10 protein-coding genes are annotated in these 12,682 nt (G+C 75.2%); 7 read left to right on the top strand and 3 right to left on the bottom strand.

Annotated elements, in window-relative coordinates; all coding sequences use genetic code 11:
• The 3 genes from PAI11_RS27320 to PAI11_RS14150 all read left to right on the top strand — a co-directional run.
• Positions 1-278, top strand: a 278-nt coding sequence (locus tag PAI11_RS27320; protein ID WP_040600342.1) for a hypothetical protein, incomplete at its 5' end; no start/stop codon positions are given.
• 56 nt (positions 279-334) lie between these two features.
• Positions 335-1,114 carry a polyphosphate kinase 2 family protein gene (locus PAI11_RS14155; protein WP_007575946.1) on the top strand — a complete coding sequence of 260 codons (780 nt, stop codon included), beginning with the start codon at positions 335-337 and terminating at the stop codon, positions 1,112-1,114.
• Between the two features lie 74 nt (positions 1,115-1,188).
• Positions 1,189-2,622 (top strand): glycoside hydrolase family 5 protein, encoded by a 1,434-nt coding sequence (locus PAI11_RS14150; RefSeq protein WP_007575944.1) that lies wholly within the window; start codon positions 1,189-1,191, stop codon positions 2,620-2,622.
• 19 nt (positions 2,623-2,641) lie between these two features.
• Here the strand turns inward: PAI11_RS14150 and PAI11_RS14145 are convergent, their stop codons facing one another.
• Positions 2,642-3,952, bottom strand: coding sequence for an MATE family efflux transporter (locus tag PAI11_RS14145; RefSeq protein ID WP_007575942.1), 1,311 nt, complete (start codon positions 3,950-3,952; stop codon positions 2,642-2,644).
• A gap of 78 nt (positions 3,953-4,030) precedes the next feature.
• The gene (locus tag PAI11_RS14140; RefSeq protein WP_007575941.1) at positions 4,031-4,948 is read right to left on the bottom strand and encodes a hypothetical protein; all 918 of its coding nucleotides are present in this window, start codon (positions 4,946-4,948) and stop codon (positions 4,031-4,033) included.
• Between the two features lie 245 nt (positions 4,949-5,193).
• Here PAI11_RS14140 and PAI11_RS14135 point away from each other — a divergent pair, with 245 nt between their 5' ends.
• From PAI11_RS14135 to PAI11_RS14125, 3 genes are all read left to right on the top strand, one after another.
• Positions 5,194-6,519 carry a class II fumarate hydratase gene (locus tag PAI11_RS14135; RefSeq protein WP_007575940.1) on the top strand — a complete coding sequence of 442 codons (1,326 nt, stop codon included), beginning with the start codon at positions 5,194-5,196 and terminating at the stop codon, positions 6,517-6,519.
• A gap of 560 nt (positions 6,520-7,079) precedes the next feature.
• Positions 7,080-7,667, top strand: coding sequence for a mismatch-specific DNA-glycosylase (locus tag PAI11_RS14130; RefSeq protein ID WP_007575938.1), 588 nt, complete (start codon positions 7,080-7,082; stop codon positions 7,665-7,667).
• Between the two features lie 184 nt (positions 7,668-7,851).
• Positions 7,852-8,622 carry a VOC family protein gene (locus PAI11_RS14125; RefSeq protein ID WP_007575935.1) on the top strand — a complete coding sequence of 257 codons (771 nt, stop codon included), beginning with the start codon at positions 7,852-7,854 and terminating at the stop codon, positions 8,620-8,622.
• A gap of 591 nt (positions 8,623-9,213) precedes the next feature.
• Here PAI11_RS14125 and PAI11_RS14120 read toward each other — a convergent pair.
• Complete coding sequence (locus tag PAI11_RS14120) at positions 9,214-11,250, bottom strand: glycoside hydrolase family 2 TIM barrel-domain containing protein (RefSeq protein WP_007575931.1); 2,037 nt, start codon at positions 11,248-11,250, stop codon at positions 9,214-9,216.
• A gap of 118 nt (positions 11,251-11,368) precedes the next feature.
• Here PAI11_RS14120 and PAI11_RS14115 point away from each other — a divergent pair.
• Positions 11,369-12,682, top strand: a 1,314-nt coding sequence (locus tag PAI11_RS14115; RefSeq protein ID WP_040600337.1) for a SpoIID/LytB domain-containing protein, incomplete at its 3' end; no start/stop codon positions are given.

Here is a 12,682-nt window from a genome sequence, read left to right as displayed (position 1 = left end):
TGCCGCTGCGGGCCACCCTGACGGCGCCGGGCACCGTCGAGGTCTCGCTGCGGCAGGGCCGGCGGCGACTGGCCGGCGGCACGGCGCGGGTCGTCCGCGCCGGCACGGTCGGCCTGGCGCTGCGACTGCCGGCGTCGCTGAAGGCCGGCCGCCGCACGCTGACCGTCGTCTTCCGCCCGACCGGCGGCCGCGCGGTGACCAGGACGGTGACGATCACGATCCGGCGCGCCGCCCGCGGGCGGTCGGCGCCGCTGGTCGGGATCTCGATCGCGCGCTGACCCTCGCCGTGGCCGGGGCCGCCGAGGCACGGTCGGCGGCCCATTACGCTGCGCCCATGGGACGCCTCGACGATCTCGACCTGACCCTCAAGCTCTCGCGCAAGGAGGAGGCGGCGCGGTTGGAGGCGGGCGCCGTGCGGCTGGCGCAGCTGCGGCTGGCGCTCGGCGGGCAGATCGGCAGCGGCCGGATCGGGCCGCCGCTGCTGGTCGTCTTCGAGGGCTGGGACGCGTCGGGCAAGGGCGGGGCGATCAAGCGGCTGGTCCATCCGCTCGACCCGCGGCACTACCGCGTCGCCCAGTTCGCGGCGCCGACGCCGGACGAGCTGCGCCACCACTGGCTGCAGCGGTTCTGGCTGCCGCTGCCGGGCAAGGGCGGGATGGCCGTCTACGACCGCACCTGGTACGGCCGGGTCCTGGTCGAGCGGGTCGAGGGCCTGACGGCGGAGGAGGACTGGCGCCGCGGCTACAGCGAGATCCGCGAGTTCGAGCACCAGCTGGTCGACGACGGCACGCTGCTGGTCAAGTTCTGGCTGCACGTCAGCGACGAGGAGCAGCTGAAGCGCTTCGAGCGCCGCCGCGACGACCCGCTGAAGGCGTGGAAGCTGACCGACGAGGACTGGCGCAACCGCGGCAAGCGCGACGCCTACACCGCCGCGGTCGAGGAGATGGTCGCCGAGACCGACGCCGAGCGGTCGCCCTGGGACCTCGTCGCCGCCGAGAGCAAGCGCTGGGCGCGGGTCTTCGTGATCGAGACCGTCGTCAAGCGGATCGAGGAGCACTGCCGGACGGTCGGCTTCCCGCTTCCCGAGCCGCTGCCGGTGAGCGAGGACGACTAGCGCGACGGCGCCGTCGCGCCGCCCCGCCGGGCTCTTCATCGACGCTTCACGTGGCGCCTGGGAGGCTGCGCGCCATGTTCACCGTCCGACGCTCCATTCGCTCGCTCCTCCTGGCCGTCGTCGCGGTGCTGCTCGCGGCCGCGCCAGCGACCGCCGCCCCGACGCCGAAGGTCGACGGCAACCGCCTGGTCGACACCACCACCGGCAGCGCCTTCGTCCCCCGCGGCGTCAACTGGCCGAGCTTCGAGTACGCGTGCCACTACGGCTACGCCTACGCGAACGAGGCCGGCCCCGCCACCGTCGGCCCGACCGACGAGCAGGCCCGGCTGATCGCCAGCTGGCACGCCAACGTCGTCCGGGTGCCGCTGAACCAGGACTGCTGGCTCGGCGACGACGGCCATCCCGCCGGGGGCCTGTCCGCCGACGGCTACCGCAACGCGGTCGCCGACTGGGTCTCGCGACTGCACGCCGCCGGGCTGGCGGTGATCCTGGACCTCCACTGGAGCGGTCCGGACGGCGTCGCCGCGGACGGCCAGCGGATGCTGGCCGACGACCGCTCGCCGGCCTTCTGGACGTCGGTCGCGACCCGCTTCCGCGACGACCCGTCGGTGCTCTTCGACGCCTTCAACGAGCCGTTCTCGCAGAGCTTCGACGACGGCACGACGGTCCCGCTCGACTGGGCCTGCTGGAGCAACGGCGGCTGCCCCGCCCCGCGCCAGAACGACGGCGCCGGCGCCTTCGACGGCCAGACCTTCACGACCACCGGGATGCGCGCGCTGGTCGCCGCGATCCGCGGCGCCGGGGCCCAGCAGCCGATCCTGCTCGGCGGGCTCGACTACGCCAACGACCTCCGCGGCTGGCTGGCCGCGCGCCCGGACGACGGGCAGCTGGTCGCCAGCTTCCACAACTACAACGGGCAGCGCTGCCAGGACCAGGCCTGCTGGGACGCCGAGATCGCGCCGGTCGCCGCGCAGGTCCCGGTGGTCACCGGCGAGTTCGGCGAGACCGACTGCAAGGACACGCACGACCGCCGCTACATGGACTGGGCCGACGCCCACGGCGTCGGCTACCTGGCCTGGCAGTGGGTGGTGCTGGCGCCGAACGAGCGGGCGACCCCGGCCTGCGCCAGCCTGACCCTGATCAACGACGTCCAGGGGACGCCCGCGGCGCCCAACGGCACGGCGCTGCACGACCACCTGGCGCAGCTGGCCGGCGCCAAGCCGGGCGATCGGCGCGCCCCGCGACCGACCCGGATCCAGCTGCGGCGCACGGGCCGCGGCCTGGCCGTCCGCCTGCGGCTGGACGAGGCGGCGACGGTCCGGGCGACGCTGACCCGTCGCGGCAGCGACCGGCGGACGGTCGTCAGCCGTCGGCTCGGCCGCGGCACGCGCCTGCTGACGCTGCTCCGCCGGCGACCCGCCCCCGGCCGCTACCGCGTCTCGCTGCGCGCGACCGACGCGGCCGGGAACCGGTCGCCCGCCAAGAGCGCCTCGCTGACCGTCCGCTGAGCCCGGTGGCCTGGTGGGCCTAGCCCCGCCAGGCCCCCGGCCGCGCCCACCGCCGCCCGGCGAACCGCCACCAGGTGCCGGCCAGCCGCACGCCGATCAGCAGCACGATCCCGCCCCAGACGCCGGCGATCCCCCAGCCGGCGTCGCGCATCAGGATCATCGCCGGGATCCCGACGGCGGCGGCGACGACCATCGCGATCGCCAGGAAGCGCGCGTCGCCGGCCCCGATCAGGATCCCGTCGAAGGCGAAGACCGCGGCGGCGAACGGCAGCATCAGGCAGAGCAGCGGCCACATCGCGTCCGCCCGGTCGCGGACCTCGGCCTCGTCGCTGAAGGCGCTGACGATCGGGTCGTGGAGCAGCAGCAGGAGGACCGCGGTCAGCACGCCGAGGGCGACCGTCCAGCCGACCATCCGGTGGGCCGCCGCGACCGCCTCGTCGATCCGGCCCCCGCCGAGCGCCCGCCCGATCAGCACCTGGCCGGCGATCGCGATCGCGTCCAGGACCAGCGCCAGGAAGAGGAACAGCTGCCAGCCGATCTGGTGCGCCGCCAGCGACGGCTCGCCGACGCGTGCGGCGATCGCCGACGCGGCGCTGAACGACAGCAGCAGCGCCCCGGTCCGCACCAGCAGCAGCAGGCCGGTGCCGCCGAGGTGGCCGAGCAGCGCCGCCGACGGCCGCCGCGACGTCCCGCGCGAGCCGCGCCAGAGGACCGCGAGGAACCCGGTGCCCATCGCCAGCTGCCCGGTCAGGGTCGCGATCGCGCTGCCGTCGAGGCCCAGGTCGGCGCCGTAGATCAGCAGCGGGTTGAGGACCAGGTTGACCGCGTTGCCCACGAGCACCAGCAGCAGCGGGGTGCGCAGGTCGCCGGTGCCGCGCAGCCACCCCTGGGCGGCCAGCCCGAGGATCGCGCAGGCCAGGCCGGGGGCCGCGATCCGCAGGTAGCGCGCGGCGGCGTCGGCGGTCGCGCCACGGCCGCCGAGGAGGTCGATCCAGGCCGGCCCGGCGAGGATCGCGATCGCCGCCGCCAGCAGCCCGGCGCCGACCCCGAGCCACAGCGACTGGGCGGCCAGCCGGTGGACCAGCTCGTGGCGGCCGCCGCCGTGGAGCCGCGCGACCGCGGCGGTCGTGGCGTAGGTCACCACCACGCCGAGCCCGGCCAGCGTCCCCAGGACCGCGGCCGCGAGCGCCAGCGCGGCCAACGGCCGGGTGCCGAGGTGGCCGACCATCGCCGTGTCGACCAGCAGGTAGGTCGGCTCGGCCGCCAGCGTCCCCAGCGCCGGGAGCGCCAGGCGCAGGATCTCGCGGTCGTGCGGGGAGCGGGCCAGCATCGGGGCCGGCGAGCGTACCCCGCCGGTCGCGCCGGCGAGCGGGCCACCCGCTCACCGGTGGCCCGGGGCGCGGGCCCGTCAGCCGATCAGGCCGCCCAGCGTCCGCAGCAGCCGCTGGACGGTGCGGCCGGAGGCGATCTCCTGCAGGTCGGCGCCGAGCCGGACGACGACCTCGCGGGCCGCGCGCGCCGCGTCGGTCGACGAGAACGGCTCGGTGCCCAGCGCCAGCTGCAGGCCCGCCGGACCCCCGTGGGCGTTCGCGTAGGCCACCTCGCGGCGCAGGTCGCCGACGCCGTTGCTGGCCGGCAGCGGCAGCAGGTTGAGCGTGCTCAAGGTGCCCAGCGCGCGGCCGTCCTCGGACAGGAACGCGCTGCCGGAGTCGCCCGGGATCCCGGGGGTCAGGGTCAGGACCGTGTGGGTCCAGCCGCCGTCGCCCTGGCCGAGGCTGATCCCGGTCTTCGGCTTCAGCAGCTCGAGGCCGGCCCGCAGCGACGAGTTGCCGTAGGAGTGGACCCCGTCGAGCGCCTTCGTGTCGGCCCCGAGGCCGTTGGGGCCGCCCCAGAAGGGCACGCTCGGGTTGACCCGCCCGGCGTCGGCCGGGTCGATCCGGACCAGCGCCAGGTCGTTGTGGGCGCAGGCGTTCGGGTCCTTCTCGCCGTTGGCCTGCATCGTCACCCACGAGCTGTAGACGATCGTGCCGGGCTTGGTGGCGCCCTCGATCGCGACCTTCGTCCCGACCGGCAGCGTCTTGGCGTCGCAGCCGTTGGTGTCGGTCGCCTCGCCGGTGCTCTGGCAGTGGGCCGCCTGGCCGATCAGCACGTCGCTGCCGCTGGTGAAGACGAAGTTCGACGTGCACTGGCCGCTGCCGACGGTCCGCGTCTGGACGCCGGGGCGGATCGTGGCCGACGAGGCCGGCGCCCAGGCCGCGCCGGCGGCGGTCGGCACCGTCGCCAGGGCAGCGACGGTCAGGGCGGGAACGAGCAGTCGACGGTGCATCACGGCCTCCAACCAGGCGTAGACGGAGGACGCCCCTCCGCGCCCCCTCGCGGCGATCGTACCGCGCGTCGGATCTCGTGTGCGATGTATCCGGCGACGGTCCGGGGAACGGCGGCGGAAGGCCCAGGAGTAGGCTCCGGCTGGCCGCCGCCCGGCATCCGACGGGGCCTCCCGGGCCCCGCGCCGAGCGGCACCCTGGGTGCACGCCACCCAGGTGACATCCACGCGACATCCCCGAGGCAGACATGGCAACGGCAGAGATCCTCTACGGCGGCGAGACCCAGAAGGCCGTCGAGAACTTCCCGATCTCCGGCGAGCGGGTGCCGATCCAGGTGATCAAGTGGCAGGCCCGGATCAAGGGCGCCGCCGCCGCCGTCAACGCCGAGCTGGGCAAGCTCGACGGCGAGATCGCCCGGAAGATCCAGGACGCCGCCAAGGCGATCGCCGCCGGCGAGCACGACGAGCAGTTCCCGATCGACGTCTTCCAGACCGGCTCGGGCACCTCGACGAACATGAACGTCAACGAGGTCATCTCGGCGCTGACCGGCGGGGCCGCGCACCGCAACGACCACGTGAACATGGGGCAGTCGTCGAACGACACCTTCCCCTCGGCCGTCCACCTGGCCGCGCTCGACGACGCGACGAACAAGCTGCTGCCGGCGCTGGCGCAGCTCGAGGCGTCGCTGGCCGCCAAGGCGACCGAGTTCCACGACGTCGTCAAGTCCGGCCGGACCCACCTGATGGACGCGGTCCCGGTCACGCTCGGCCAGGAGTTCGCCGGCTACGCCGCCCAGGTCCGCCTGGGCGCCAAGCGGGTCGCGAACGCGCTGCCGCAGGTCGGCCAGATCCCGCTCGGCGGCACCGCCACCGGCACCGGCCTCAACACCCCGGCCGAGTTCGCGCCGAAGGTCCGCGACCTGCTGAAGGCCGACTCCGGCCTGGACCTGATCGCCCCGCCGGAGGACCCGTTCGAGGCCCAGGCCAACCGCGACGCGCTGGTCGAGCTGTCCGGCGCGCTGAAGGTCGTCGCGGTCTCGCTGACCAAGATCGCCCAGGACATCGCGCTGATGGGCTCCGGTCCGCGCGCCGGCATCGGCGAGCTGTTCCTGCCCGAGCTCCAGAAGGGCTCCTCGATCATGCCGGGCAAGGTCAACCCGGTCCTGCCCGAGGTCGTCCTGCAGGTCAGCGCGCAGGTGATCGGCAACGACGCCGCGATCACGATCGGCGGCCTCCAGGGCCAGTTCGAGCTGAACGTCCGCGTGCCGCTGATCGCCCGCAACCTGCTGCAGTCGATCCACCTGCTGTCGACCGCGTCGGTCGCCTTCGCCGAGAAGTGCATCGACGGCGTGCAGGCCAACAAGCGCGGCACCGACGCGTCGGCTGGCGCCACGCTTGCCACGGCGACGGCGCTGAACGAGGCGATCGGCTACGACAAGGCGACCGAGATCGTCAAGAAGGCGACCGCCTCGGGCGAGCCGCTGCGCGACGTCGCGATCGCCGAGGGCGTCGATCCCGAGCTCTACGACTCGACGATCGACCTGCGCCGGATCGCGGCAGGCAACCAGGGCTAGGCGGGCGGCGGGCTGGGGCGCCGGCGCGAGGCGGGCCGCGGGCGGCAGGGCGGCGGGCGGCGGGCTGGGGCGCCGGCGCGAGGCGGGCCGCGCGATCCGCGGCGTCGGCGTCGGCGTCGCCTGCAGGCCGCCATACGGTCATCTGACCGCGCCTCCGCTGTCGAGATGGCGATTGGACGTCCTTGGGACGGCCGATCGTCGTCTCGCTTCCGCGGTGACATCGAGATGGCGATTCGACGGCCCGGGGCGTTCGATCGCCGTCTCGCTCCCTCGGCGGTGCCGAGATGGCGATTGGAGGTCCCGGGAGCGGCCGATCGCCATCCCGCTCCCCCGGCGGTATCGAGATGACGATTCGACGGCCCCGAGCGCTCGATGGTCGTCTCGCTTCCGCGGCGGTGCCGAGACGGCGATTCGACGTCCCGGGCGCACCGGTCGCCCGCCGCGTCTGGCGCCCGGGGGTGGGCCGGGAGCCGTCGCGCCCGCGGATCGCACCGCTGCGGCGGGCGTTCGACGGTGCCGCCCCGCAGACCCCGCCGCGGGGCGCCATCATCGCGGGCCGAATGAGGTTCACGCGCGCCGAGCTGGAGTCGTTCCGCGACCACGAGGTCCCCGACCTGGTCGGCCCGGACCTGCGGCTGCTGTTCGTCGGGATCAACCCGGGGCTCTGGACGGCCGCGGTGCAGACGCACTTCGCCCATCCCGCCAACCGCTTCTACCCGGCGATCGCCGCCGCCGGCATCAGCGACTACGAGATCGACCGCGCCGCCGGCATGTCCGACGCCGACCGCGCCCACCTGACCGGCCGCGGCGTCGGGATCACGAACCTCGTCCGGCGCGCGACCGTGCGCGCGTCGGAGCTGTCGCGGGACGAGCTGCGCGAGGGCGGAGAGCGGTTGCTGCGGTTCGTCGCCGAGCACCGCCCGCGGGTCGTCGCGATCGCCGGGATCACGGCCTACCGCGACGCCTTCGGCGAGCGCAAGGCCGTGCCCGGGCGCCAGCCGGACCGGCTCGAGGACGCCGCGCGGTTCGGCGACGCGGCGCTCTGGGTCGTCCCCAACCCGAGCGGGCTCAACGCCCACGAGACGGTCGCGACGCTGGCGGCCGCCTACCGCGCAGCCGCGGTCGAGGCCGGCGTGGTCGAGGCCTGAGCCGCGCGCCGCCGGGCGTCGATCGGGCGTCGGGACACGAGCCCGCGCGGAGGCTCCGGGTGCCCGGGCGCGTTCGGAGGCGGCCGTGGCGGGCTCGGTCGACGGCTTCGAGGATCGACGCCGTGTCGCGGCTTCGTCTCGTGGGCAGATCGGGTCGAGCGGCCGTGGCACTACGCTGGACGCGATGCCGATCGAGCTGCCGCCCGCGAGCGACCTCCCGCCGCGGATCCGCTGGGTGACGCTCTCGACCGCCCGGATCGAGGAGGAGCGAGCCTGGTGGGTCGGGGCGCTCGGCCTGACCCGCACGCCGGGGGCGCCCGACGGCGGGTTCGCGGTCGCGATCGGCGACGGGGTCCTGGCCTTCCGGCCGATCGACGAGGGCCATCCGAGCCTGGCCCGCGGCGGCCCCTGCCATCACGTCGCCCTGGAGGTCGCGCCGGACCGGCTGGTCGAGGCCGCGCGCTGGCTGCGCGGCGCGTCGCCGCTGCTGACCGTCGACGACGGCGAGACGATCGTCGACTTCCCGGCCTGGGCGGCCCACAGCGTCTACGCGGTCACCCCGGCCGGGCATGTCGTCGAGCTGATCGCCCGCCACCGGCGCCCGTGGGAACCCGAGCCGGCCTCCGACGGTGGCGCCCCGGGCGGGCCGGGCCTGATCCGCGGCCTGAGCGAGGTCGGCGTCTGCGCCCCGGACGTCTCGGCGCTGGTCGACCGCCTGGCCGGGCTCGGCATCCCGACCTGGTTCGGCGATCCGCAGAGCGGCTTCGCGGCCGCCGGCGACGAGGCCGGCCTGCTGATCTGCGTCCGCGAGTGGCGGCCCTGGTTCCCGACCGATCGGCCGGCGGTGCCGGGACCGATCGCGATCGCGATCGAGGGCGTCCCGGGCCTGCACGCCGACGAGCCGGTCCCGATCGGCAGCGCGACCGAGCTGCGCGGGATGCCGACCCTGGGCTGAGGCGGTCCCTCCGGCGCGTCGCCGCGGCCCTCGATCTGGGTGACCGGGGCGATCGCGAAGCGGCGACGGGTGGGGCCGGGTCGGTGGCGGGGTGGCTGTCGCTGGCTGAGTGGGTCTTGGGCGTGGGTCGGGCGGCTGGTTGTCGGGTGCGTGGCTGGGTGAGCCTTGGTGGGTGGCTGCACGACGCGCCAGGGCCCGTGGTTCGGGGAGCGTTTGGCGTGTGATGCAGGTCTGGGGTGCGTCAGGCGCCAGGGCCCGTGGTTCGGGGGTGGTGTGGCGTCTGGTGCGTGTGGGTTGGCGCCGTATGCGCGCCCGGTCCATGGCGCGGCGCGCGCGTGGCCTCTCAGGTGTGGTCGTTGCTGCCGGATCGGCCGGTCGATCCGGCCCGTCACCGCAGGTGGGCAAGGACCGGGGGGTCCGGCCCGTCAGCCCAGACCGTCAGCCGCCGGCCGCGGTTGTGGCCGCGGCCAACACCAGCCCGCCCGTACCCAGCCCCAGTCACCCGAGCACCTGGCCGGCGGAGCCGACCGACGCACCGCGGGCCAGCAAGGCCCAGGGCCAGTCGCCGCAGTGCCCCCAGGCTCCGCCGGCTCAGTGCCCGGCGCGCTCGCCGGCCGCGGCGAGCGCCGCCTTGGTCACCGCGACCGACGGCTTGGGGTTGCCGTCGTAGGTGAAGAGGCCCTTCTGGTTGAGCCCCCGCACCAGCCGCAGCGGGCCCTTGTAGACGTTGCGGATCGATCCGCCGAGGAAGGTCGGGGCGACGCCGAAGTCGCGCAGGTTCCAGATCAGCGTGCCCTGGATCTTGGGGTTCGCCGCGTAGGCCGCGATCGTCGTCTTGATCAGGTTCGCCTGGTAGTCGTAGCCGCCCGGCCGCGAGGTCGAGTTCTCGCCGTTGGCCTCGGCACCGAACTCGGTGACCACGATCGCCTTGCCGGCGTAGATCTTCGTGGCCTTGTCGGTGTAGGCCTTGATCCGGCGGGCCAGGTAGGGCATCGGCGCGCCCGGCTCGCTGTACCAGCCCTCGTAGTTGGTGATCCCGATCGCGTCGACGTACTGGTAGACCGGGCCCATCCGCTGCGGCAGGCGGCTGTCCCAGACCTCGCGACCCGGCTGCCCGTTGGGCTGGCGGCAGCTCTTCGGCTTCGTCTGCCAGACGCCGAGCGCGACGATCCCGAGCGTGTTCGGCCGGCAGAGCTTGCGCGGCGTGCCCCAGACGTCGAGCGCGACGAGCCGGTCCGGATCGAGCCGCTTGAGCTTGCGCGAGGTCTCGCGGATGTACGGGATCTGGCCGTGGCTGTTGCCGTTCTTGGCGATCTCGTTGACCAGGTTCCAGACGATCGTCGACGGGTGCGTCTGCTGCTCGTCGAGCGTCGTCTGCACGCGCTCGCGGATGTTCCGCTGCTGGGCGGCGCTGCGGTTGGTCCACGAGCCGGGCGAGTCGACCGGCCCGATCCCCTGCCAGACCATGATCCCGGCGGCGTCGAGGCGCTCGAGCAGCGCCGGGGCCAGCGGGTGCTGGGCGCGCGTGGCGTTGGCGCCGATCGCCTTCAGGTCGTCGATCAGCGAGTCCATCTGCGGCGCGTGGAGCCCGGTGCCGTAGCCCGGCGCGTCCTCGTGGATCGACGCGCCGCGCAGCTGGATCCGCTTGCCGTTCAGGTACAGCTGCCCGCGACGCTGGCTCATCTGCCGCAAGCCGGTGCGGGTCTGGTAGGCGCTCTCGCCCGCGACGCCGAGCGTCAGGTCGTAGAGGTTCGGCGAGCCCGGGGCCCACAGCGCCGGGTCGTCGATCGTGACCGTCACCGACGCGCGGCGGGTGCCGGAGCGGGGGACCGTCGTCTTCGGGAAGTCGAGCTTGACCTCCTGGCCCTCGCGCCGCAGGACGCCGGACAGCTGGATCCCGCGCGTGACGCTGCGGTTGGTGATCGCGGCGCTGACGGTGACCTTGGCGCTGCCGTTCGACTGCAGCCGGGTGACCACGTACGGGGCCTTGACCTCGCTCGCGCCGAGGCGGCGGAGCGTGACCTCGCGGTTGATGCCGCCGAAGTTGAACCAGGCCCGGTGCCAGCCCTGGTTCTTCATCTTCTCGGGGTCGCGCCAGTCGGCCCGGACCACGATCGTGTGCTGGCGCCCGGCCGTCAGCTGGGTGCGGGCCTCGAACGGCAGGAACTCGCCGGTGTGGCTGGCGACCTTGCGGCCGTCGACCCAGACGGTCGCCTTGTGGTTGACCGACCCGAAGGCGATCGCGTAGGCGCCGGTCTGGTCGACCTGGACGGTCCGCCGGTACCAGGCGATCGACCCGCGATGGCTGAGGACGCCGGCGGCCCCGGTGATCCGGTCCGCGTTCGGCACGTAGGGGACGGTGACGACGTTGCCGTCGAAGCCGCCCTTCTGCCAGCCGCTGGCGAGCCCGCCGTCGTTGGGGTCGCTGGCGACCGTCCAGTCCGTGTCGAGCGCGATCCGGCCGAACGGCCCGCCGAGCGTCATCGGGACCCCCGGGGTGCCCGCGGCGGGCGGATCGGCGGCCCGCAGCGGCCCCGGTGCGATCGCCGTCGCCGCGACGCCGGCGAGCAGCGTCAGCACCAGCAGGCGCGGACGGAGGTTCTGGACGAGGCGGACGTTCTGGGGCATGGAGGATCGAGCGCCACTCGACGCGGCCCGCGACGAACGACCGCGCGAGCGTAGCGAAGCGGACCCCTCCGGCACGCCACCGGCGTTCGCCGCCAGCGGTCGCGCTACCGTCGGATCGGTGCCTGCTCCCGGGAATCCCCCCGCCCCGGCGCGGGCGGCCGCGTGCCGCTCCCGAAGCGGCCGGGCCGCCTGCGCGCTGCTGGCCGCGGGTCTGATCGCCTGCGGGACCGCGGACGCCGGCCACGCCGCCGGCAGCCGGCTGGTGGTGACCGGCGCCGGCTTCGGGCACGGCGTCGGGATGAGCCAGTGGGGCGCCCACGGGATGGCCGAGCGCGGCTCCGATGCCCGCGCGATCCTCGCCCACTACTACCCGGGGACCGCCCTGGCCCGGCTGCCGAGCAGCCCGTCGGTGCGCGTGGCGCTGCAGTGGGGGCGGCGCGAGGCGACGGTCTCGGGCGCGAGCCGGATCGGCGGCCTGGCGGTCCGCCCGGAGCGCTCCTACCGGCTGCGACGCAGCGGTGGCGGGATCGCGGTCCTGCCGGCGGGCGGCGGCAGGCAGCTGGGCCGGGCGCCGGGCGGGGTCCGCGTCCTGTCGCCGACCGGGCTGCTGGCGGTCGCCGGGGTGGCGGCGGACGGGGTCCGGGACGGCCGCTTCCGCGGAGCGCTCGACGTGCTCCCCGACGGCGACGGCGTGCTGGTCGTCAACGACCTCGACCTGGAGCAGTACCTGCGCGGCGTGATCACCGGCGAGTCGCCGGCCGACTGGCCCGCGGCGGCGCTCCAGGCCCAGGCGATCGCCGCCCGCAGCTACGCGATCACGACCCCGGTCGGCGGCCGGCCCTTCAGCCAGTGGCCGGACGTGCGCTCGCAGGTCTACCGCGGGGTCGCGGGCGAGACCGCCAGCGGCGACGCGGCCGTCAGCGCGACCGCGGGCCAGGTGGTGACCGTCGACCGGGCGCCGGTCACGACCTACTTCTTCTCGACCAGCGGTGGCCGCACCGAGGCGGTCGAGAACGTCTTCGGCGGTCCGCCGCGCTCGTGGCTGCGCAGCGTCGACGACCCCTACGAGGCCGACGCGCCGCTGCACCGCTGGACCCGCCGCTTCGCGCCCGCCGACGCCGATCGCCGCACCGCCCGCTTCGGGGTCGGGCCGCTGCGCCGGATCGAGGTCGTCCGTCGCGGCGACTCGCCGCGGATCCGGACCGCGCTGGTGGTCGGCGGATCCGGCTCGCGGACGGTCGACGGCGGCGCCCTGCAGCGGGCGTTCGACCTGCCCGACCGCTGGGCGACCTTCACGACGACGTCGATCTCCGGCTGCCTGCGCCCGCGGGCCGCGACGGCGGGCGGCCGCGCGCCGGTCCCCGCCGACGACCGGCCGCTGGTCGCCGACGACCCGGCCGGCGGGACGCTCGAGCTGCTCGGCCGCGGCACC

Source organism: Patulibacter medicamentivorans (genome assembly GCF_000240225.1).
Lineage (GTDB): Bacteria > Actinomycetota > Thermoleophilia > Solirubrobacterales > Solirubrobacteraceae > Patulibacter > Patulibacter medicamentivorans.
The sequence above is the reverse complement of the archived record's forward strand: the minus strand, read 5'-3'. Positions and strand labels throughout refer to the sequence as shown.